A 20,487-nucleotide genomic window follows, 5' to 3' on the forward strand; every position below is an offset into this window, starting at 1 on the left:
GGTCAGCCCGGGATGGTCAGTCCCTTGGCGACGGCCGGGCGCGCAACGAATGCGTCCAGCACGCGCGCGACGTTCTTGAACGACGAAAAGCCGACGAGATCGCCGGCGTCGTAGAACCCCACCAGGTTGCGCACCCAGGGAAAGATTGCGATATCGGCGATGGTGTACTGGTCGCCCATCACCCAGTCGCGCCCTTGCAGGCGCTGGTCCAGCACCGTCAGCAGGCGCTTGGACTCGTCGACGTAACGGTCACGCGGCCGCTTGTCCTCGTAGTCCTTGCCCGCGAACCGATGGAAAAAGCCCAGCTGGCCGAACATCGGTCCGATGCCGCCCATCTGGAACATCACCCATTGCAGCGTTTCAAAGCGTCCGGCCGTGTCGGCCGGGATGAACTGGCCGGCCTTGCTGGCCAGGTAAACCAGGATCGCGCCGGACTCGAACAGGCCCAGCGGCTTGCCGTCCGGCCCGTTCGGGTCGAGGATGGCCGGAATCTTGTTGTTCGGGCTGAGCGACAGGAACTCGGGCGTGAACTGATCCTTGGTATCGAAGGCGACACGGTGGACCTCGTAGGGCAAACCCGTCTCTTCCAGCATGATCGACGCCTTCACGCCGTTGGGCGTCGGCAGCGAATAAAGCTGGATGCGGTCGGGGTGCTGGGCGGGCCACTTCTTGGTGATGGCAAAGTCGTCTAGGGAGGACATGCGGGGTTTCTCCGGGGCAGGCGGGGTTGGGTGACGACAATCCTAGCGCAAAACCCGGTGCAATCCCCACCGCAGCGCGGTTGCCGCCACCGCAATGGGCAGCACCATGGGCCATTGCGCCAGGAACAGCTCGCGTGTCGCCTCGCCGGGCGCCCAGGTGTTGCCAAACACCTGGGGCGACGGCGGCGCCAGATACAGGGCAACGAGGGCCGCGGCAAAGGTCGCCAGCAGGCGCCAGGTGGTGGATCGCCGCAGCCGGGCCGGGCGCTCGGCCAGGATCAGCACGATGACGCCCGCCAGCCCGGCCAGGACGGCCTCGGCGTAGAAGTCGCGCACACCGTACAGGTAAGGCGCGACGGGGACGACCCAGCCATAGGCGCCGGTCGTCAGCACGGACGTCAGGCAAGCGCCGAACAGCGCGGCGGCGAAGGACAGGAGAAGCAGGTCGAGGGTTCGCGCTAGGAGTCTGGACATGAGCGGATGGCGGCAAAGACGTGGCGGGAGGATGCCATACGTTCCTGCCCAGCGCTGGGCCGGGCGTGGAACGGGTTTGTGATGCACAATCCGCCTCGCGCCCGCAAGGCGGCGCCCTGCCCCGCAGGTCACCCCATACCGCCGTGGCGCCCGCCGCGCCCGGCGCCACTGGCAGTCTCCATGAAGCACCCGCAGCAACGTTCCGGACAACCCGCCACTTTCCATCGCCGCCTCATCCCGGCCCGCGCAGATTGGCGCATGGGGGCCGCTGCGTCATGCCTGGCCGCCGCAGCGTGGCTGACCGGTCCGGCCGCGCACGCCGCGGGCCAGGATGCCGCGCAAGCGGTATCCGGCACCCCGGCGGCGCCTGCGGCTGACACCCTGCGCACCACGCGCAGCCTGACGCTGACCCTGTGGGATGGCAAGCGCGCCGCCCCCGCGCCCCACACGCCGTACCGCGCCTTCGTGACCGGCAAGGACGACGCCATCCTCGATACGCCTTCCGGCGACGGCATCCTGCACGGCGTCACCGATGGCGAGGGACGCACGGCGCCGATCCGGACGACGCTGCCGCACGCGGAGGACGACTTCACCCTGATCCGCCGCATCGGCGATGGCCCGTGGGGCCACTTCTTTCAGCTGCACAGCAGCGGCTCCCCCGAGCCCTTGCCCGGCTGGCCGTACATCATGACCATGCGCCAGCGCTGGGGCGAAGCCTGGGTGGACCTGGGCTACACCAACCGCCAGGGCACGACGGCCTACTTCAGCCACGACGTGCCGGCCGGTGCGATCTCGCTGCACATCGACGCGCAGGTCACGCGCGACGGGCCGTGCTTTGCCGAGCTGGACGCCGTCAACCGCGCGTTCGCCCGGAACGACACCGACGGCGCCCGCGCCCTGATCGGCGGCATGCGCTGCACCCGCAGCGCCGACCAGAAGCTGGACCTGGCGCGGCTGCTGCTGGCCGCCGGCCAGCCCGAGCTGGCGCGCCATTGGCTGCTGCAGGCACGCCAGCGGCCATTTCCGGACATGTTCAAGCCCGTCGACCCGGGCGAGCGGCGCAAACGGCTGGAAGTGGCGCGCCTGCTGGGCATGCCGGAACTGGTGTTGCAGGAGTCGAACGTCCTGCAGGACCGCGCCGCCGGGAAACGCGGCGCGCGTGCCGCCGGCGCGGTGGACCTGGCGAACAACACGGCCTACTACCTGGCGGATTTCCCGGACTACCTGCCGCAAGCCGAGGAGCAGGCCCGCCGCTCGCTCGACCGCGTCGGCCCGCGTCCGTACAACCAGGGCACGCTGGGGTGGATCCTGGCCCTGCGCGGTCAGACCGCCGAAGGCCTGCGCCTGATGCACACGGCGTACCGCGACCTGCCGCGCGACGAGGAGATGGTGGCCGACTACGGCCTTGCGCTGTGGCGTAGCGGTCAACGGGACCAGGCCACGCGGCTGTGGGACGAGGCGCAGCGCGAATGCGTGTGGGGCGTGCGCATGCACGCCGCCTTGCGGGAGGCGGGATACCCGCACCCCTACTTCCAGCCCGCGGATTCCGACGCTGTGAGCGACTATCGCGCACGCTGCGCGAAACCGCGGATCAAGGCGAAGACGGCAGGCCTATAATTCTGCCCATACGCTGCGAGTAACGCGCCTGCTGAGGGGCAGCCGCAGGAGACCTTTATGAAATCCTTCCCGACGCGCCTGCTTTCTCTCCTTGCCGCCGCACTGCTACTGGCCGGCTGCGGCGCCGGCCCCGGCGGACCGCCCCACCCCGGCGCGGTCAATCCCTACAGCACCGGCGGCTTCCGTGACCCGGGGCCCAACTATCCCGATACCGGCCGCTGACGCCGCCGCACCCGCCCGGCGTGCAGGACACCCTGCCGCCGCAGTGACGGCCCGAACCGCATAACAGCTTTGCGCCCGCGGGCCCCTCCCGAGGCGCCCGCCAACTCCTAGACTGCCTGCACATACCGCAGTCAAGGAGAAGGCTTTGCAGCCGCTGTTATCGAATCTCAAAGTGCTGGACCTGAGCCGCATCCTGGCCGGTCCGTGGGCCAGCCAGATCCTGGCCGACCTGGGCGCTGACGTCATCAAGGTCGAGCGGCCAGGCCAGGGCGACGACACGCGCACCTGGGGCCCCCCGTTCCTGAAGGATGAAGACGGCCAGGACACCCGGGACGGCGCCTATTTCATTGCCACCAACCGCGGCAAGCGCTCCATCACGCTGGACCTGCAGACGCCCGAAGGCCAGGCGCTGGTCAAGGACCTGTGCCGCGACGCCGACGTGGTGCTGGAGAACTACAAGGTCGGCACGCTGGCGCGCATGGGGCTGGACTACGAGTCGCTGTCCAAGATCAATCCGCGCCTGGTGTATTGCTCGGTCACCGGCTTCGGCCAGACCGGACCGCGCGCCGCCGAACCCGCATACGACTTCCTGATCCAGGCAATGGGCGGCCTGATGAGCGTCACGGGCGAACGCGACGACCGGCCCGGCGGCGGCCCCCAGAAGGTGGGCGTGCCGATCGTGGACCTGACCACCGGCGTGTACGCCGCGCTGGGCATCGTGGCCGCGCTGTTGCGCCGCGCGCAGACCGGCAAGGGCGAGTACATCGACGTCGCCATGCTGGACGTGCAGGTGGGCCTGCTGGCCAACCAGGCCATGAACTTCCTGCTGGGCAACAAGGTGCCGCGCCGCACGGGCACCGCGCACCCGAACATCCAGCCGCAGCGCACGTTTGCCTGCGCCGACGGCGACATCGTCATCGTGGTGGGCAACGACGGGCAGTTCGCCACGCTGAGCGAGATGCTTGGCAAGCCCGAACTGGCGCAGGACCCGCGCTACATCACCAACAGCCAGCGCGTGCGCAATCAGGACACGCTGGATCCCGTGCTGGACGCCATCTTCGCCACCCAGCCGCGCGCCCATTGGCTGGCCGCGCTGAAAAAGGCGGGCGTGCCGGCGGGGTCGATCAATACCGTGCCCGAGGTCTTCGAAGACCCGCAGGTCGTGCACCGCGGCATGCTGCGCCGCCTGCCGCATCCGGCCGCCGGCTCGGTGCCGCAGGTGATGAACCCGCTGCGATTCGGCAGCTCGGCCCTGCGCGCCGATGCCGCGCCGCCGCTGCTGGGCCAGCACACCGCCGACGTGCTGGCCGAGCTGGGCCTGTCCGCCGAGCAGATCCAGGACTATCGCGACCGCAAGATCATCTGAACAACCAAGGAGAGAGACATGAGCATGCCGGAGAACCTGGCCGGGCCCTACACGGCGCTGGACGTCGCGATCGCCGACGGCGTTGCCACCATCCTGCTGGCCAACCCGCCCGTCAACGCGCTCAGCACCGAGATGATGAACGAGCTGTCCTGGGTGCTGGACCGCATCTCGGAAACGCCCGAGGTGCGTGCAGTGGTGCTGTCGGGCCAGGGCAAGACGTTCTGCGCGGGCGCCGACCTGAAGAACCGCGCGGCCACCATCAAGGGGCCGGGCGACCTGCCGCAACACTCGCGCCGCACGCGGGAATGCTTTCATGCGATCCGCGAGTGCGCCAAGCCGGTGGTGGGCGCGATCAACGGCCCGGCGCTGGGCGCGGGGCTGGCCATCGTGGCCTCGTGCGACATCCTGATCGCCGCCTCCACCGCGGTCGTGGGCCTGCCGGAAATCAACGTCGGACTGCTGGGCGGCGGCCGCCACGGCATGCGGCTCTTTGGCCACTCGCGTCTGCGCCGCATGATGCTGACGGGGCTGCGCGTGGACGGCGACGAACTCTACCGGCTGGGCATCGTCGAGGCCAGCGTCCCTGCTGAAGCACTGATGGACCGCGCAATGGAACTGGCGCGCGAGTTGGCCACCAAGAGCCCGCTGGCGTCCGTGCTGGCCAAGCAGACGCTCAACGCCATCGAAGACATGAGCCTGCGCGACGGCTACCGCTACGAACAGGACATGACGGCGGCCATTGCCAAGACCGAGGACGCGCAGGAGGCGCGCCGCGCCTTCCTGGAAAAGCGCGCGCCGGTGTTCCAGGGCAAATAAGGGAGCCGCCATGACCAGTGCATTGGAAGGCGTGAAGGTCCTGGACCTGAGCCGCGTGTTTTCCGGGCCGTGGGCCGCGCAGATGCTGGCCGACTTCGGCGCCGAGGTCATCAAGGTGGAGCGCCCCGGCCGCGGCGACGACGTGCGGCACCAGGGCTATCCCATGCCGGACCGCGACGGCAAGCCCAGCCGGGAGACCTCGTCGTTCGTCGCGATGAACCGCGGAAAGAAATCCGTGACGCTCGATATCTCGCGGCCCGAAGGCCAGGCGCTGGTGCGCCAGCTTGCGCAGAAGGCCGACATCGTCATCGAGAACTTCAAGGCGGGCGACCTGAAGCGCTACGGGCTGGACTATGCGTCGCTGTCGGAAGTGAATCCGCGGCTGGTGTATTGCTCGATCACCGGCTTCGGCCAGACCGGGCCCTACAGCCATCTGCCGGGCTACGATCCGATCTTCCAGTCGATGAGCGGCCTGATGAGCGTGACGGGCGTGCCGGACGGCGAGCCCGGGGCGGGACCGGTCAAGGCGGGCTATTCCGTGTCGGACCTGACCGCAGGCTTGTATGCGGTGGCGGCCATTCTTGCCGCGCTGCGGCACCGCGACCAGATCTCCGGCGTGGGCCAGCACATCGACCTGGCGCTGCTGGACGCCCAGATCGCGGCCATCTCGCACATCGGCATGAACTACCTGGCCAGCGGCCAGCTGCCTGCCCGCATGGGATCGGCCTCGCAGATCACCGCGCCGTTCCGCGCCTTCGAATGCCGCGATGGGCACCTGATGGTGGCGGTGGGCAACGACTCGCAGTTCCGCAGCTTCTGCAACGTGATCGGCCTGCCCGACCTGGCCGCCGATCCGCGCTTCGACACCAACCCGAAGCGCGCTGCGGCGCAGGCCGATCTGTCCCGCCAGATCGAGCCGGCGATGCTGGCGCGCACGGTGGCGGACTGGAACCAGGCGCTGGCAGCCGCCAATGTGCCGTGCGGGCCGATCTACACCATGGATCAGGTGTTCGAGGATCCGCAGGTGCGGCATCGCGAAGTGCTGGGCAGCGTGACGCATCCGGCGCTGGGCAGCATGCCGGTTGTGCGCAATCCCATTCATTTTTCCGGCACGCCCATCGCACTGGGATTGCCGCCCCCCATGCTGGGCGAGCACACGGCCGACGTCCTGCGCGCCGAGCTGGGCCTGACCGACGCGGCGATCGCGCAGCTGCACGCCGAGGGCATCGTATGAGCGCCGCCGACCACGAACTGATCGAGGAAATCCGCGACAGCGCGCGCGACTTTCTGCAGCGCCGCGACCAGCGGCAACGCAAGCGCCGCACCCCGGGCGGCGACCGCGCGTACTGGCAGGAGATAGCCTCAGTCGGCTGGCTGGGCATGAGCGTGCCCGAAGCGCTGGGCGGTCTGGGACTGGGCTGGCACGCGATGGCCGCCGTGCTGGAAGAAGCGGGCCGCGCCCAGTTGCCCGAGCCGCTCGTCGGGGCGGGCGTGCTCAGCACGGCGCTGCTGGCGCGCATTACCCCGGTGGGCGATGCCGCCGTTCGGGAGACGATGCTGCAAGCCTTGTGCGCCGGTGAAAAAATGGTGGGCCTGGCCTGGCAGGAAACCGAAGGGCAGCTTGAGGCCGGCGAATCCGCCGGGGCGTTCGGCGTCACGTTCACCGCGCGCGAAGGCGCCTATGTGCTGAACGGCGAAAAGCGCCACGTCGTCCCCGGCGCGGACGTGGACGGCTGGCTTGTCACGGCCGATGGCGAGACGGGGTCTGCGCTGTTCCATCTGCCCGCCGGCACGCCCGGGGTCACGGTGCAGACGCACGAACGCGCGGACGGCTCGCCGGCCTGCCATCTGACGATCGAGTCCGCGGTGGTTGGCGGCGAGGCGCTGCTGGCGCGCGAGGGCGTGCTGGACGCGGTTGACGAGGCGCTGGACTACGGCCGCCTGATGCAGTCCGCGGAACTTGTGGGCATCGCGCGGCAGGTGCTGGCCGATTCGGTGGCCTACCTGAACACGCGCAAGCAGTTCGGCCAGACGCTCTCGTCGTTCCAGGCGCTGCAGCACCGTCTGGTGGACGCGACCCTGCAGGTCGAGCTGGCGTCCAACAGCCTGCTGGACGCGCTGAACGCCCTTGCCGCGGCGCCGGGCGAGGTCAAGGCGCGCAAGGCGGCGGCCAGCCGGGTCAAGGCCCGCGCCGCACGCGCCGGCATCGACGCGGCGCGGCTGGCCATCCAGCTGCACGGCGCCATCGGCTACACCGACGAATGCGGCGTCAGCCTGTATTTCCGCAGCGCCCTGCACCTGGCCGCCTGGCTGGGCAACGCCACGGCGCATCGCCAGCGTTATGGCGTGCTGGCAGCCGACCCGGCGCCGGAGACGGACGATACGGCGGAGGATGCCGCCGACGGCAACGACACCACCGATTTCCCGCGCGACGCAGATTGGAACGCCATGCCGGAAGCGGCCTTCCGCAAGCTGCTGCGCCGGTTCTTTCGCGCGCATTACCCCGATCACCTGCGGCACGTGCCGTGGCGGCTGCATTGGGACGAGATCAAGGCGTGGTACTTCACCTTGTCGCGGCAGGGCTGGATTGCGCCGTCGTGGCCGCGCGAGCATGGCGGCATGGCGCTGTCGCCCGCCCGGCAGATCGCGTTCATCGAAGAAGCCGAACGCTACGGCGTGGCGCGCGCGCCGGACCAGGGCCTGGTCATGCTGGGTCCCATCCTCATCCGCTACGGCACCGACGCGCAGCGCGCGCGGTTTCTGCCGGGCATCCTGTCCGGCGAGGCGGTGTGGGCGCAGGGCTACTCGGAACCGGACGCCGGATCCGACCTGGCCTCGCTGCGCTGCGAGGCGCTGATCGACGGCGACGAACTGGTGGTCACCGGCCAGAAGACCTGGTCCACGCTGGCGCAGGACGCGACGCACATGTTCATGCTGGTGCGCACCGACAAGACCGTGAAGAAACAGGCCGGCATCAGCTTCCTGCTGGTGGACCTGAATAGCCCGGGCGTCAGCCGCCGTCCGATCCGCACGCTGTCGGGCCACGAGGAGTTCTGCGAGGTCTTCTTCGATCAGGTCCGCGTGCCGCGCGGCAACGTGGTCGGCGAGCTGAACGCGGGCTGGGGCATCGCCAAGGCGCTGCTGGGGTTTGAGCGCCTGTTCAGCGGCAGCCCCAAGCACGCCAGCCACGCCCTGCAGCAGATCTTCAGCCTGGCGCGCCAGCGCGGCCTGCTGGCCGATCCTGCGTTCACCGACCGGCTGGCCGAGTTGAGGCTGGACAGCGCCGACCTGACCGCGATGTACCGCGTGTTTGCGGACATGGCCAAGGCCGGCCGCCCGCTGCCGCCGGAACTGTCGCTGCTCAAGATCTGGGCCACCGAAACGCACGAGCGGCTGGGCGCCCTGCTGATCCAGATCGCCGAGGAGTACGGCGGCGCGGCGATGCGCCTGGGCTATGGCAACGGCGGCGTGCAAGCGCTGGCGCCCTACGTCAATGCGCTCGCGGCCACCATCTTCAGCGGCACCAACGAGATCCAGCGCAACATCTACGCCAAGCAGGTTCTGGGCCTGCAAGGCGCCTGACAATGACAACGCGCCGGCCCGAGCCGGCGCAACCGGAGAGAGACACATGAAAAAAGCAACCGTACTGGCGGTGGCGGCAATGATCCTGGGCGGCGTAGCCGCACCCGCCGCCCACGCGGCCCAGCCATGGCCAAGCCAGCCGATCCGGCTGATCGTGCCCTACCCGCCCGGCGGCTCGGTGGACAACCTGGCGCGCCTGCTTGCGCCGTCGCTGGGCGAGCGCCTGGGCCAGACCATCGTGATCGAGAACAAGGCCGGCGCCAGCGGCACCATCGGCGTGGACGCCACCGTGCGCGCCACGCCCGACGGCAACACGTTCGGCTTTGGCGTGCCGGGCGCCATCACCGGGCTGCCCCACGTCATGAAGGTGCCGTACGACGTATCCAAGATCCAGTACGTGTCGCTGGTCGCGCGCATTCCGCAGGTCATCATGGTCAACCCGTCGTTGCCGGATACCACCCTGGCCGCGTTTGTCGAGAGCGCCAAAAAGCACCCCGGCAAATACAACTACGGCTCGGCCGGCAATGTCACCACCCCGCACCTGGGCGGCGAACTGCTCAAGCAGCAGACCGGCATCGACATCATGCACGTGCCCTACAAAGGCGCCGCGCCGGCGGTGACCGCGCTGCTGTCCAACGAAGTGCAGATGTTCCCCGGCGATGCCTCGGCCGCGCTGGGCTTCATCAAGGCGGGCAAGCTGCGCGCGCTGGCCGTGGCCAGCCCCGAACGCTTCGAGGGCCTGCCCGACGTGCCCACCACCAAGGAGGCCGGCTTTCCCGGCATCGTCGTGGAGTCGAACTACGGCGTCATCGCGCCCACCGGCACGCCCAAGGACATCGTGGACAAGATGTCGGACGCGATCGCCAAGTCGCTGGCCGACCCGACGCTGCGCCAGAAAATGATCGACCAGGGCGCCATCCCCGTCGCCACGTCGCCGGACGCCTATCGCGCCCTGATGGAAGCGGAGTCCAAGAAATGGGGCGAGGTCATCAAGCGCGGCAAGCTGGGTCTGCAATAACGCCATGCCCGCACGCTTTTGCCGTACGCTTATGCCGATTCCACCGACTGCCGACCTGCGCCATCGACCATGCCATCCGCAAAAGCCACGGGCCTGAGCCTGGACCTGACCGCCGACCTTCACAAATGGCGGGCCTTCCTGGCCATCGCGGAACTGGGCAGCATCACGCGCGCGGCGCTGTATCTGGACCAGGACCAGTCGGTGCTGAGCCGCCGCATCAATGCGCTGGAACGCGAGTGCAATGCGCGGCTCTTTAACCGCACCGGGCGCGGCGTGAACCTGTCGGAAGTGGGTGAGCGCCTGTTCCCGCTGGTGCAAACGCTGCTGGGCGACGCCGAACGGCTTGAGCTGGAACTGAACGGCGAGGCCCGCGAACCTGCCGGCGAGGTCACGCTGGGCCTGTTGCCATCGACCGCGCACCCGCTTATCCGCCGGCTGTTTTCGCGGCTGCGCCAGCAGTTTCCCAAGGTGCATCTGAAAATTCTGGAAGGCTCCAGCGGCCAGATCGAGGAATGGCTGACCGACAGCCGCGTGGACATCGCCATCCTGTACCGTTACGGCGACAAATGCCCGCCCGGCGAACAGGCGTTGGCGTCCGTGGACTCTTACCTGGTCGGCGCGGCGGGCGATGCGCGCACGCAGGCCGGCGAAGTGACGTTTGATCAGTTGGACGGGCTGCCGTTCATCCTGCCCGGCGCACCCAATGGCCTGCGCAACGCGCTGGACGGCCTGGCGCGGGCGCGCAAGATCACGATCGCGCCCCTGATCGAGGCCGACTCGCTTCCGCTCATGAAGTCCATCGTCGAGCACGAGAAGATGTACACCGTGCTGCCCCTGCACGCCGTCTGGCAGGAAGTGCAGGAGGGACGCCTGAGCATCGCCGCGCTGCGCGATCCCACGATGAGCCGCATCATCTCGATGGCGTTCTCGCGATCGAAGGGGCCCGGACGCACGGTCACGGAAGTTGCCACGCAGATCGAGGCGCTGGTGCGCGAAATCGGTGGCGAAGGCGTCTGGCACGCCAGCCCGTAAGCGGCATCCACCAGCGGGTTCAGGGTGCGGGTTCAGCGCGGGGGCTCAGCGAGCCCCCGCTTGTATTCACGCGAAGCCGTACAGACGCTCGGGGTTGTCCACCCAGACCTGCTTGCGCAGCGCGTCATTGCCCAGCCAATCGTGCGCCAGGTCCACCAGCGCGTCGGCCGACGGCGCCGCCGCGCCCATGCGCACGAAGGGCCAATCCGATCCCCACAGCACCTGATCCGGATTGGCGGCAGTAAAGGCATCGTGGATGAAGCGCGCGTTTTCATAATCGGGCGCGGCGCCCACCCGGCACACCGTCAACTTCATCCAGATCCTGCCGTCGGCCAGCAGCCCGCGCAACAGCTGGAATACCGGATCGGCCTCGCCGCGCGCCGGGACCAGGCTGCCCAGGTGGTCGATGACCAGCGGCAAGTCCAGCTTTGCCAGATCGGGCAGATGGCGCAAATAGGTATCGCACGGCGCCCACAGCTGCGCGTGCAGGCCGAACTGCTTCATGCGCGGCGCAAGCGCCGCGACCTGATCGAATCCCACGCTGCCGGGAAACAGGTTTCCCGCGGGGTCGCGCGCCTCGACGAAGCGCAGGCCGCGCACGCCACCGTCATGCAAGGCTTGCAGCTGTGCATCCGTGACGGACGGATCCGCCACCGCGATCCCGCGCAGACGGCCTGCGCCTTCGCGCAGCGCGTCCAGCAAGGCATCCGGGTTCGTGCCATAGGGCGCCGGCTGCACCAGCACCCCGCGCGATGCGCCCAGCGTGTCCAGCATGCGCAGATAGCGCGACGCCGGCGCATCCGGCGCGGCGTAGGACGAGGGATGCTGCAGGGGAAACCGGTCGTAGGGACCAAAGACATGGCAATGCGTGTCGCACGCGCCCGCCGGCAGGGCGCGGCGCGGCGTCACCGGCATGCGGGGCGTTTCCACGCTGTCCGGCACATAGGCGCGGGCCTGCCCGCCTGCGGCCGGATGTCCGGCGGCGCTCATGGCTGGCTCCCGGTCAGGGGCGCAAGCCGGCTGAGCGCCGGCGCGCCATCCTGGCGCGGCGTATCCAGCGGCGGCGGCGCGTCGTCGGGCATCGGGATCTCGTGCGCGTTCAGCGTCATGGACACCATCGTGTAGTAGCCGATCACGGCGGTCAGTTCCACCACGCCCACGGCGTCCCACCGCGCGACGGCCTGCGCATACAGGTCGGGGTCGACCTGACCGGTCTCCTGGATCTGCCGCGCAAACTCGTAAACCACCGCGTCGTCGGCGTTGTCGAACACGGGCGTTTCGCGGGCCTGGATCGCGTCCAGCACGGCGTCCGAGATACCGGCGGCGCGCGCCGCCTGCGCATGGATGTGCCATTCGATCTGGCTGTTCCAGCGGCGCGCCGTCACCACAATGGCCAGTTCGCTGATGCGCGGCGCCAGGCTGGTGCCAAAGCGCAGCAACGCGCCCAGCGCCTGCCAGCGCTCGGCCAGTTCCGGGCTGTGCAGCGCTGCGCGCAAGGGGCCGACAAGGCGTCCGCGCGGACCGGAGACGATCTTCTCGTACACGCGCTTCTGGTCGTCGGTCATGGTGTCTGGCGTGGGCAGCGGGATACGGCTCATCTTCGTCCTCTCGTTACGGGGTTTCGTCGGGCTGCGTGCGCATCGCGGACGGGCGCGCGGAAAACCGCGCGTGCCAGGCCGCCAGCGCCGGGTGGCCGTCGCGCCAGGCGATATCCGGGAAACGATAGTCCATGTACGACAGCGCGCAGCCGATGGCGATCAGGCCCAGGTCGAAGCGGCTTGCCTGCAGCGCGGACGCCTCGGCCTCCAGCGCGGCCAGCACCGCACGCGTCTTCAGCGCAAAGGCGTCCAGCCACGCGGGCGTCTGACGCGCCTCGGGCTTGTTGCGTTCCTGGCGGAACAGCAGCAGCGCGTCCAGAAAGCCGTCGCCCAGCGCCTGGCGGCGCTCGGCGGTCAGGCGCGCCTGCGGGTCGGCCGGCAACAGGCCGCAGCCCGTCAGCGCGTCCAGGTAGGCGCAGATCACGCGCGAGTCGTACAGCGGCTGGCCATCGTCCAGCACCAGCGTCGGCAACTTGATGAGCGGATTTTCAGGCACCAGGTCCAGGTTGGGCTTGTCCATCGCGACCGGCGTGCGCACGAGCGTCACGCGGTCCTCGATGCCGGCCTCGTGAATGACGATCATCACCTTGCGCACGAAGGGCGATCGCGGCGACCAATGCAGTTTCATCGACAGGCTCCAAAAGGGTTCAAGGTCTTCTCGGGCATTCAATGCCCCTGCGCGGGCTGCACGGCGGGATCGTTGGCCGCGTCGGGCGTGCGCATCTGAAAGAGATCGCTGGTGTGCGCGTACCAGCCCGCGCCGTGCATGCGGCCCAGAAGGCGCAGCGCGGGCGTGTCCACGTAGAATTTTTCGGCATTGAGCAACGCGTCGTCGCGCAGGTACAGCGCCACCACGCGCGCCAGCACGATCACGCGCTGGGGCGCCGCATCCAGCACCTGCCAGACCTCGCACTCCAGCGCCGCGGGACTTTGCGCGATGCGCGGCGGCGCCACCATCAGGGACGGCTCGGTGGACAGGCTGGCGCGCACCAATTCATCGATGCCGGCGTCGTAATCCAGGCTGGTGTGGTTCATCTGCTCGGCCAGCTCCGCCGATACCAGGTTGATCACGAACTGCCCGGTCTGCAGGATGTTGCGCGAGGTGTCCTTCAACTGGCCGCCGCGCGGGCCGATGCCCAGCGCGACGATGGGCGGATCGCTGCTGACCACGTTAAAGAACGAGAACGGCGCGGCGTTGCGCGCGCCCTGCGGCGACTGGCTGACCACCCAGGCGATGGGCCGCGGCACGACCACGCTGGAAAGCAGCTTGAAGGCGTCGGCCGAGGCCAGTTTGCTGAAATCGAAGTTCATGGCGCGGGAGAGTTGATCGTCATTTGGCCAGCAGCCCCAGCGTGCCGAGCAGCCGCTGCATGTCTGCACGGTCCTTGCGGACATAAGCGCTGGCGTCCTGGGGCGACAACGCCATCAACGATATCGCCTGATCCTGCATCACGCGGCGGTAGTCGGGATCGTCGTTCACGCGCCGGACGGTGTCGCTCAGCGTCTGCACGATGTCCGCGGGGGTGCCCGCGGGCGCAGCCAGGCTGTACCACGTAGCGGCCTGCGCGCCCGGCACTCCGGCCTCGTCCAGCGTCGGCACATCGGGCAGCAGTGGCGAGCGCTCGCTGGCCGCGTACGCCAGCGGCACCAGCCGGCCCTGGCGGATGAACGGCAGGCTGGCCGACAGGTTCAGCATGGCCAGGTCGATCTGTCCGCCGACGGCGTCATTGATCGCCGGCGACGCGCCCGCATAGGGAATGTGATTGAGCTGCACGTGCGCGGCCTGCTGGAACAGTTCGGCTCCCAGGTGCGTGGCGCCGCCCACGCCGGCCGAGCCATAACTGAGCTTGCCGGGTTCGGCCTTGGCGCGGGCGATCAGCGCCTGCACCGTCTTGATGCCGCGCGACGGGTTGACGACCAGCATGATGGGCTGCACCGCCACCACCGAACAGAATTCGAACGCCTGGATGCCGTCGTACGTGGTCTTCTGCATCAGCGGTGTCACCACGTGGCCGGCCGAGGTGCCGAGCAGCAGCGTGTAGCCGTCGGGCTTGGCGCGGGCCACGAAGCCGGTGCCGATGGACGCGCCCCCGCCCGGCTTGTTCTCGACCACGACGGGCTGGCCCAGCCGCTTTTCCAGGGCGCGCGCCAGGCTGCGCGCCACCACGTCGGCCGGGCCGCCGGCGGCGTAAGGATTGATGAGCGTGATGGGGTGGTCGGGATAAGCCGCCGCGGCCGGCGCGGACAGCGAGACGGCGGACAGCGCAGCCGCCGTCAGCAGGATTCGAAGCATCGAGGGCATGGCAGGTCCTTGCGTGAAAAGAGGCGATGGCGAGACGGGCGGGCGCTCAGTCGGCGCGTGCGCCGGAGGCCTCGATGATCCGCGCCCATTTCTTCGTATCGGCGCGGATGCGTTCGGCAAACGCCTCGGGCGTGCTGTAGGTTGTCTGGATGCCGTATCCGGCCATGCGCTCGACCATCTGCGGCGCCAGCATCACGCTTTTGATGTCCGCATTCAGCCGGTCGATGATCGGGCGCGGCGTGCCCGCGGGCGCCAGCACGCCTGACCACAAGCTGACTTCGAAGGATTCGAAGCCCGGCGACTCCGAGATGGCGGGCACGTCGGGCAGCGCCGCCAGGCGCTGGCGGCTGGTCACACCCAACGCCTTGACCTTGCCCTGCTTGACCTGTTCGACAAAGTTGGACGAGGTGTCGATCATCATCGAGATGCGTCCGGCCATGAAGTCGTTGATCGCCCCAGACGTGCCCTTGTACGGGATGTGGCGGATATCCACGCCAGCCGTGGACTTGAACATCTCGCCCGACAGATGGCTGGTGGTGCCGCTGCCCGAGGAACTGAACGTCAGCTCGCCCGGCTTCTTGCGGGCCAGCTCCGCAAGCTCCGCGACCGAGTTCACCTGCAGCGCCGGATTCACCACAAGCAAGTTCGCGGTCAGGTTGGTCATCGCGATCGGCGCAAAGCTCTTCTGCGGGTCGTAGCGCAGCTTGGCGTACAGCGTGGGGTTGATCGTCAGCACCCCCATGGTCGAGTACAGCAAGGTGTAGCCATCCGGCGCGGCGTTGGCCACCGCCTCGGCGCCAATCGCACCGCCGGCGCCGCCCCGGTTCTCCACCACGACGGATTGGCCCAGTTTTTCGCCCAGCCCCTGCGCCAGGGCGCGGGCCATCAGGTCGGTGGCCCCGCCCGCCGGAAACGGAACGACCAGCCGCACGGGCCGGTCGGGATAGGTGGACGCGGCCCCCGCCGCGGAAATCAGCCCCATGCCAAGGCAAAGCCCGGCCGCGGTCAGCGCACTTGCGATTTTCATGCTGTCTCCAAACTTCGTTCTTGTGTTTGCAGCATGGTAGGCGCGGGACCGGGCCGGGGCTATGCGCGGGATCGCATATCTGGTTTGCGCGGGGTCTGGCCCCGGCTCAGCCGGGTTGGGCCAGCAGCCGCTGGATCTCGGCCTCGGTTTCCTTGTACCGGCCCTCGCCGAAGTGGGTGTAGACCACCTTGCCCTGCTTGTCGATCAGGTAGGCCGCGGGCCAGTACTGGTTGCGGTAGGCGGTCCAGGTGGCATAGCGGTTGTCCTGCGCCACCGGATAGGTGATGCCGAAGCGTTGCAGCGCCTTTTCGACGTTGGGCGTGGACCGCTCGAACGGAAACTCCGGCGTGTGCACCCCCACGACGACCAGGCCCTGGTCCTTGTACTTCTGATGCCAGCTCGTGACGTACGGCAGCGTGCGAATGCAGTTGATGCAGGTGTACGTCCAGAAATCCACCAACACGACCTTGCCGCGCAGCGATTCCATGGTCAGCGGCTCGCTGTTGAGCCATTTTTCGATTCCCGTGAATTCCGGGGCCTGCGCCGGCGCAGCCTGCGCGGCGCCCTGCATGAGGCAGGCGCCGATCAGCGCGGCCAGGGCTATCTTCTTGAACGTGGCAAACATGGCGAACTCCTTGAAGGTCAGGCGAAAAGGTTGGTGATCCAGGCGTAGGCCAGGACGTCGTACTGGAAGTAGATGGCGATGGCGGTCAGGACCAGCAGCACGCCGAAGCCTTGCTGCAACCGGTGCGTGTAGCGCGACAGGCCACGCACGCGGGTGGCGATGGCCTGTCCACCGTAGGCGATCACCAGCATGGGCACACCCGCGCCGATGGCGAACACCAGCAGCAACGTGCTGGACTGCACCAGGTCCTGCGCCTTGGCCGCCAGCACCAGAATGGAAGCCAGCACCGGGCCTGCGCACGGCGTCCATACGGCGCCCAGGGACAGGCCCAGCACGAAGCCGCCTGCATTGCCGCTGCCCGTGCCGCCCGCCGCGGACAGGCGCTGCAGCGGGCCGCCGATGCGGGCGATCAGGCGGTCGTAAGGGCCGGGCCAGATCCGCGCCAGGCCGAACAGCGCCAACAGGACGATCGAGGTCGAGCGCACGGCCTCGTGCACGTGTTCATTCAGGTTGGAAATCAGGCTGAGCGCGATGCCCAGGCCCGCAAAGGCCAGCACGAAGCCGGACACGACAAACAAGGGACGCAGGCGGCCGGACCGTTCCAGCGAGGTGCCCAGCAGCACGGGCAACAGAGGCAGCACGCAGGGCGACGCAATGGTCAGCATGCCGGCAAGCAACGCGATGGGCGTATTGATGAGGTCCATGGGGGTCGTCCTTGGGAAAGTGACCCCATTGCACCCGCCGCACGTATCCGGCTTGTGCCGGATCGACGGATTTTTTCAAGCGCGTGTATCCGCCGCCCGGGCGTATACAGTACGACACACTCCGCGAGCGGCCCGGCGCTATAACCCGTTCACACCCCGCACCGGAGCCCCTCATGAAACGCCTGCTTGCCGTCCTGCTGCTGCTCTTTGGCGGCTTTACCGCCGAGGCCGCCAAGCCCTTCCAATGCCAGCTCATTTCCAACAGCCGTCCGCGCCGCGATCCCCTGCCCCCGGGCGAACGCTAGGCCGATAGAATTCCTGAACCCCTCGGCGCGCAGCGCGCGCCGCCCTCACCCACCAAGAAGGCATCCGCAAATGGACCACACAGACCACGTCATGATCGTGGACGACGACCGGGAGATTCGCGAACTGGCCGGCGGCTTTCTGCGCAAGAACGGCCTGACGGTCACGCTGGCGGCCGACGGGCGGCAGATGCGGTCGCTGCTGGACAGCCTGACGGTCGACCTGATCGTGCTGGACATCATGATGCCCGGCGACGACGGCCTGGTGCTGTGCCGCGAACTGCGCAGCGGCAAGCATCGCCGCATTCCGATCCTGATGCTGACAGCGCGCAGCGACGACATGGACCGCGTGCTGGGTCTGGAGATGGGCGCGGACGACTACCTGGTCAAGCCCTTCGTGGCGCGCGAGCTTCTGGCGCGCATCAAGGCCATCCTGCGCCGCACCCGGATGCTGCCGCCCAACTTCCAGGTGACCGAGCCGGGCCGCGAGATCGCCTTCGGCGACTGGCGGCTGGACACCACGGCGCGCCATCTGCTGGACGCCGACGGCACCATCGTGGCGCTCAGCGGCGCGGAATACCGGCTGCTGCGCGTCTTCCTGGACCACCCCCAGCGCGTGCTGAACCGCGACCAGCTGCTGAACCTGACGCAGGGCCGCGACGCCGACTTCTTCGGGCGCTCGATCGACCTCCTGGTCAGCCGCCTGCGCCAGCGCCTGCGTGAAGACGCCCGCGAACCCCGGTACATCAAGACCGTGCGCAGCGAAGGCTACGTGTTTTCCGCCGCTGTCGAAGTCTCGGCAGGCGAACCATGACCGGCACGTCCGCGCGCCGCCAAGCCTGGCCCCGCACGCTTGTCGTGCGGCTGTTCCTGATCTTTGTCGCCGGGCTTGTCCTGGCCTACGGGCTGTCGTTCGCCTCGCTGTTCTACGAGCGCTACAACGCCACCCGCAACATGATGCTGGGCGACCTGGAGCGCGACGTCGCCATCGCCATGGACATCCTGGACCGCCTGCCCGCCGCCGAGCGCCCGGAGTGGCTGCCGCGCCTGTCCAGCAACAACCGTCAGTACCTGCTGGGCGACGGCAAGGCCGACCAGCCGCTCTCGCTGGATGCCGCGCGCACCGCCGCGCAGTCGATCGAGGCGGCGCTCGGCCCCGCGCGCCCCGTCACCGTCCGCGCGATGGCCGACGACCCCCGCCACATCCAGGCGCGTGTCGTGCTGACCGACGGACAGCCCGCCATCCTGGACATCGAACTGTCGCGGATGCAACCGGCGCCGTGGCTCTTCGGCGTGCTGGCCGTGCAACTGCTGCTGCTGGCCGGCTGCGCCTGGCTGGCGGTGCGTCTGGCCGTGCGGCCGCTGACGCGCCTGGCGCGCGCCGCCGAGGAACTGGACCCCGACCAGAAAAGCCCGCTGCTCGACGAAGCCGGCCCCGCCGAGGTTGCCCACGCTGCCGTCGCCTTCAACGCCATGCAGGACCGCATCGCGGCGCATCTGGCCGAGCGCATGCAGATGCTGGGCGCCATCTCGCACGACCTGCAGACGCCCATCACCCGCATGAAACTGCGCACCGAATTCATGGACGCGTCCACCGACCGCGACAAGCTGGCGCAGGACCTGAACGAAGTCGAGCGGCTTGTACGCGAAGGCATCGACTACGCCCGCAGCGCGCACGGCAAGGCCGAACAGCCTGCCCGCATTGATCTGAACGCTTTTTTGGATAGCCTGGTCTGCGATTACCAGGACACGGGCAAGGCAGTGACGCTTCTGAGCGACACCATCCCGCCCTTGATGACGCGCCCGCATGCGCTGCGGCGCATCCTGGGCAATCTCATCGACAATGCGCTCAAGTTCGCGGGCGCGGCCGAGGTGCGCGTGGCCGCGCGGGACGACGCCACCCTGTCCATCCTGGTGCTGGATCGCGGCCCGGGCATCCCGGCGGCGGAACTGGACGCCGTGCTGCAACCCTTTTACCGCCTGGAAAGCTCCCGCAACCGGGACACGGGCGGCACCGGGCTGGGGCTGGCCATCGCGCACCAGTTGGCGCAGGCGCTTGGCGGCACGCTGATCCTGTCGAACCGCGATGGCGGCGGCCTGTCGGCCGAAGTGCGCATCGCGCCGCTGCCTTCCAAGGGTTGACGGTCAGGCGTCGCGCAGCGCGCCCGATTGCAGCAGCGGCTTCAGGATGCCGGCGGTGTACAGCCGCGCCAGATTCACCAGAAAGTCCGTGAAATCCGTCTTCGCCGTGTGATCGGCGCTGTCGGAAATCACGCGCATCACGGCAAACGGCACGCCGAACTCGTGGCACACCTGCGCCATCGCCGCGCCTTCCATCTCCAGGCACAGGGCATCGGGCAGACGCTCGCGCAGCGTGTGCGCCAGGTCGTTGTCGTTCACAAAAATGTCGCCCGTCGCAATCAGGCCATGATGGACGCGCGGCGTGGCGCTTGCGGCCGGCAGGCCGCCCTTGCCCGCAAAGTCGCGGGCGCTGTCCAGCAGCAGCGCACTCAGCGCGGCATCGGTATCGAAGCGTTCGCGTCCCAACAGCGGGATCTCATGGCGGCCGAACAAGGGACGCGCGTCCATGTCGTGCTGCATCAAAGCGTCGGCCACGACCACGTCGCCCACGCGCACCTGCGGATGCAGGCCGCCCGCCAGGCCCGTGAAGAGCACGCGCGTCACGCCAAATTCCTGGATGACGATCGACGCCGTCGCCGCCGCGGCCACCTTGCCGATGCGGCTGAGCGCGATGACGCACGGCGTGCCCCACAGCGTGCCCACCTGAAAATCGCGCATGGCGATGCGGCGCGTTTGCGCGCCGGGGTCCATGGCCGCCAGCAGGTCGGCGATCTCTTCGTGCAGCGCGCCCAGAATGGCGAGACGTCCCATGTGTGGTGTTTCCGTGATCGTTGCGTTGCGCGGCCCGTGCCGCCAGCGCGCAACATACTCCAATGCCGTCGCGCCCGCCAATGACGGGGCTTTGTAGTTCCAGATCGCCTGACCCGGTTTCAAGGGCCCTGAAAAACGGCCTGCGGGCCGTTTTTTTGCGCTGACCGGATACCAACCATGTCCGTCTTGGATTGCTACTGATGCGGTAG

General features: G+C 68.6%; 22 protein-coding genes. 11 read left to right on the forward strand and 11 right to left on the reverse strand.

The window, feature by feature from the left end:
• Positions 1-2 precede the first annotated feature (2 nt).
• A complete protein-coding gene (locus tag V6V88_RS23920) occupies positions 3-701 on the reverse strand; it encodes a glutathione binding-like protein (RefSeq protein ID WP_128829013.1) in 699 nt (232 codons plus the stop codon).
• A gap of 42 nt (positions 702-743) precedes the next feature.
• Entirely contained in the window at positions 744-1,175 is a 432-nt protein-coding gene (locus tag V6V88_RS23925; RefSeq protein WP_279212415.1) for a hypothetical protein, read from the reverse strand.
• Positions 1,176-1,433: 258 nt separating this feature from the next.
• Here V6V88_RS23925 and V6V88_RS23930 point away from each other — a divergent pair, with 258 nt between their 5' ends.
• The 8 genes from V6V88_RS23930 (at position 1,434) to V6V88_RS23965 (ending at position 10,828) form a co-directional block, all read left to right on the forward strand.
• Entirely contained in the window at positions 1,434-2,792 is a 1,359-nt protein-coding gene (locus V6V88_RS23930; protein WP_338616674.1) for a hypothetical protein, read from the forward strand.
• Positions 2,793-2,849: 57 nt separating this feature from the next.
• Positions 2,850-3,014: a hypothetical protein gene (locus V6V88_RS23935; RefSeq protein WP_155721841.1), complete on the forward strand. Its 165-nt coding sequence runs from the start codon at positions 2,850-2,852 to the stop codon at positions 3,012-3,014.
• 145 nt (positions 3,015-3,159) lie between these two features.
• Complete coding sequence (locus tag V6V88_RS23940) at positions 3,160-4,380, forward strand: CaiB/BaiF CoA-transferase family protein (RefSeq protein ID WP_338616675.1); 1,221 nt, start codon at positions 3,160-3,162, stop codon at positions 4,378-4,380.
• A 24-nt stretch (positions 4,381-4,404) separates the two neighbouring features.
• The gene (locus V6V88_RS23945; RefSeq protein WP_338619713.1) at positions 4,405-5,196 is read left to right on the forward strand and encodes an enoyl-CoA hydratase/isomerase family protein; all 792 of its coding nucleotides are present in this window, start codon (positions 4,405-4,407) and stop codon (positions 5,194-5,196) included.
• Positions 5,197-5,206: 10 nt separating this feature from the next.
• Positions 5,207-6,430, forward strand: a complete 1,224-nt coding sequence (locus V6V88_RS23950; RefSeq protein ID WP_338616676.1) for a CoA transferase — start codon at positions 5,207-5,209, stop codon at positions 6,428-6,430.
• Positions 6,427-8,778 carry an acyl-CoA dehydrogenase family protein gene (locus V6V88_RS23955; RefSeq protein WP_338616678.1) on the forward strand — a complete coding sequence of 784 codons (2,352 nt, stop codon included), beginning with the start codon at positions 6,427-6,429 and terminating at the stop codon, positions 8,776-8,778. The genes V6V88_RS23950 and V6V88_RS23955 overlap by 4 nt, the downstream gene beginning before the upstream one ends.
• 46 nt (positions 8,779-8,824) lie before the next feature.
• Positions 8,825-9,796, forward strand: a complete 972-nt coding sequence (locus V6V88_RS23960; protein WP_338616680.1) for a tripartite tricarboxylate transporter substrate binding protein — start codon at positions 8,825-8,827, stop codon at positions 9,794-9,796.
• 69 nt (positions 9,797-9,865) lie between these two features.
• Entirely contained in the window at positions 9,866-10,828 is a 963-nt protein-coding gene (locus tag V6V88_RS23965; RefSeq protein ID WP_056325137.1) for a LysR family transcriptional regulator, read from the forward strand.
• Positions 10,829-10,894: 66 nt separating this feature from the next.
• Here the strand turns inward: V6V88_RS23965 and V6V88_RS23970 are convergent, their stop codons facing one another.
• The 8 genes from V6V88_RS23970 to V6V88_RS24005 all read right to left on the reverse strand — a co-directional run bounded on the left by V6V88_RS23970 (position 10,895) and on the right by V6V88_RS24005 (position 17,084).
• A complete protein-coding gene (locus tag V6V88_RS23970) occupies positions 10,895-11,818 on the reverse strand; it encodes an amidohydrolase family protein (RefSeq protein WP_338616682.1) in 924 nt (307 codons plus the stop codon).
• Complete coding sequence (locus V6V88_RS23975; protein ID WP_338616683.1) at positions 11,815-12,426, reverse strand: carboxymuconolactone decarboxylase family protein; 612 nt, start codon at positions 12,424-12,426, stop codon at positions 11,815-11,817. Before V6V88_RS23975 ends, V6V88_RS23970 begins: the two co-directional genes overlap by 4 nt.
• Before the next feature lie 13 nt (positions 12,427-12,439).
• Complete coding sequence (locus tag V6V88_RS23980) at positions 12,440-13,054, reverse strand: glutathione S-transferase N-terminal domain-containing protein (protein ID WP_338616684.1); 615 nt, start codon at positions 13,052-13,054, stop codon at positions 12,440-12,442.
• A 38-nt stretch (positions 13,055-13,092) separates the two neighbouring features.
• Entirely contained in the window at positions 13,093-13,737 is a 645-nt protein-coding gene (locus V6V88_RS23985; protein ID WP_338616687.1) for a flavin reductase family protein, read from the reverse strand.
• 19 nt (positions 13,738-13,756) lie between these two features.
• Positions 13,757-14,719, reverse strand: coding sequence for a tripartite tricarboxylate transporter substrate binding protein (locus V6V88_RS23990; protein WP_338619716.1), 963 nt, complete (start codon positions 14,717-14,719; stop codon positions 13,757-13,759).
• Positions 14,720-14,774: 55 nt separating this feature from the next.
• Entirely contained in the window at positions 14,775-15,755 is a 981-nt protein-coding gene (locus tag V6V88_RS23995; RefSeq protein WP_280018537.1) for a tripartite tricarboxylate transporter substrate binding protein, read from the reverse strand.
• A 106-nt stretch (positions 15,756-15,861) separates the two neighbouring features.
• Positions 15,862-16,380 carry a thioredoxin family protein gene (locus V6V88_RS24000; protein WP_338616691.1) on the reverse strand — a complete coding sequence of 173 codons (519 nt, stop codon included), beginning with the start codon at positions 16,378-16,380 and terminating at the stop codon, positions 15,862-15,864.
• 17 nt (positions 16,381-16,397) lie between these two features.
• Positions 16,398-17,084, reverse strand: coding sequence for a cytochrome c biogenesis CcdA family protein (locus V6V88_RS24005; protein ID WP_056325945.1), 687 nt, complete (start codon positions 17,082-17,084; stop codon positions 16,398-16,400).
• A 173-nt stretch (positions 17,085-17,257) separates the two neighbouring features.
• Here V6V88_RS24005 and V6V88_RS24010 point away from each other — a divergent pair, with 173 nt between their 5' ends.
• From V6V88_RS24010 to V6V88_RS24020, 3 genes are all read left to right on the forward strand, one after another.
• The gene (locus tag V6V88_RS24010) at positions 17,258-17,389 is read left to right on the forward strand and encodes a hypothetical protein (RefSeq protein ID WP_255616198.1); all 132 of its coding nucleotides are present in this window, start codon (positions 17,258-17,260) and stop codon (positions 17,387-17,389) included.
• A 70-nt stretch (positions 17,390-17,459) separates the two neighbouring features.
• The gene (locus V6V88_RS24015) at positions 17,460-18,200 is read left to right on the forward strand and encodes a response regulator (RefSeq protein ID WP_338616696.1); all 741 of its coding nucleotides are present in this window, start codon (positions 17,460-17,462) and stop codon (positions 18,198-18,200) included.
• Positions 18,197-19,528 (forward strand): ATP-binding protein, encoded by a 1,332-nt coding sequence (locus tag V6V88_RS24020; RefSeq protein WP_338616698.1) that lies wholly within the window; start codon positions 18,197-18,199, stop codon positions 19,526-19,528. Before V6V88_RS24015 ends, V6V88_RS24020 begins: the two co-directional genes overlap by 4 nt.
• A 3-nt stretch (positions 19,529-19,531) precedes the next feature.
• Here the strand turns inward: V6V88_RS24020 and V6V88_RS24025 are convergent, their stop codons facing one another.
• Entirely contained in the window at positions 19,532-20,278 is a 747-nt protein-coding gene (locus V6V88_RS24025) for a 5'-methylthioadenosine/adenosylhomocysteine nucleosidase (protein WP_063956815.1), read from the reverse strand.
• Positions 20,279-20,487 lie beyond the last annotated feature (209 nt).

The sequence above is a fragment of the Achromobacter sp. E1 genome (genome assembly GCF_037039475.1).
Classification (GTDB): domain Bacteria; phylum Pseudomonadota; class Gammaproteobacteria; order Burkholderiales; family Burkholderiaceae_B; genus Achromobacter; species Achromobacter mucicolens.

Bases quoted from the DNA above. Each gene is read 5' to 3' on its own strand.
- V6V88_RS23975 (WP_338616683.1), bottom strand. From the start codon at position 12,426: ATGAGCCGTATCCCGCTGCCCACGCCAGACACCATGACCGACGACCAG.
- V6V88_RS23995 (WP_280018537.1), bottom strand. From the start codon at position 15,755: ATGAAAATCGCAAGTGCGCTGACCGCGGCCGGGCTTTGCCTTGGCATG.
- V6V88_RS23985 (WP_338616687.1), bottom strand. From the start codon at position 13,737: ATGAACTTCGATTTCAGCAAACTGGCCTCGGCCGACGCCTTCAAGCTG.
- V6V88_RS23960 (WP_338616680.1), top strand. From the start codon at position 8,825: ATGAAAAAAGCAACCGTACTGGCGGTGGCGGCAATGATCCTGGGCGGC.
- V6V88_RS23980 (WP_338616684.1), bottom strand. From the start codon at position 13,054: ATGAAACTGCATTGGTCGCCGCGATCGCCCTTCGTGCGCAAGGTGATG.
- V6V88_RS23945 (WP_338619713.1), top strand. From the start codon at position 4,405: ATGCCGGAGAACCTGGCCGGGCCCTACACGGCGCTGGACGTCGCGATC.
- V6V88_RS23925 (WP_279212415.1), bottom strand. From the start codon at position 1,175: ATGTCCAGACTCCTAGCGCGAACCCTCGACCTGCTTCTCCTGTCCTTC.
- V6V88_RS24025 (WP_063956815.1), bottom strand. From the start codon at position 20,278: ATGGGACGTCTCGCCATTCTGGGCGCGCTGCACGAAGAGATCGCCGAC.
- V6V88_RS23965 (WP_056325137.1), top strand. From the start codon at position 9,866: ATGCCATCCGCAAAAGCCACGGGCCTGAGCCTGGACCTGACCGCCGAC.
- V6V88_RS24015 (WP_338616696.1), top strand. From the start codon at position 17,460: ATGGACCACACAGACCACGTCATGATCGTGGACGACGACCGGGAGATT.
- V6V88_RS24005 (WP_056325945.1), bottom strand. From the start codon at position 17,084: ATGGACCTCATCAATACGCCCATCGCGTTGCTTGCCGGCATGCTGACC.
- V6V88_RS24010 (WP_255616198.1), top strand. From the start codon at position 17,258: ATGAAACGCCTGCTTGCCGTCCTGCTGCTGCTCTTTGGCGGCTTTACC.
- V6V88_RS23950 (WP_338616676.1), top strand. From the start codon at position 5,207: ATGACCAGTGCATTGGAAGGCGTGAAGGTCCTGGACCTGAGCCGCGTG.
- V6V88_RS23970 (WP_338616682.1), bottom strand. From the start codon at position 11,818: ATGAGCGCCGCCGGACATCCGGCCGCAGGCGGGCAGGCCCGCGCCTAT.
- V6V88_RS23990 (WP_338619716.1), bottom strand. From the start codon at position 14,719: ATGCTTCGAATCCTGCTGACGGCGGCTGCGCTGTCCGCCGTCTCGCTG.
- V6V88_RS23935 (WP_155721841.1), top strand. From the start codon at position 2,850: ATGAAATCCTTCCCGACGCGCCTGCTTTCTCTCCTTGCCGCCGCACTG.
- V6V88_RS23920 (WP_128829013.1), bottom strand. From the start codon at position 701: ATGTCCTCCCTAGACGACTTTGCCATCACCAAGAAGTGGCCCGCCCAG.
- V6V88_RS24020 (WP_338616698.1), top strand. From the start codon at position 18,197: ATGACCGGCACGTCCGCGCGCCGCCAAGCCTGGCCCCGCACGCTTGTC.
- V6V88_RS23930 (WP_338616674.1), top strand. From the start codon at position 1,434: ATGGGGGCCGCTGCGTCATGCCTGGCCGCCGCAGCGTGGCTGACCGGT.
- V6V88_RS23955 (WP_338616678.1), top strand. From the start codon at position 6,427: ATGAGCGCCGCCGACCACGAACTGATCGAGGAAATCCGCGACAGCGCG.
- V6V88_RS24000 (WP_338616691.1), bottom strand. From the start codon at position 16,380: ATGTTTGCCACGTTCAAGAAGATAGCCCTGGCCGCGCTGATCGGCGCC.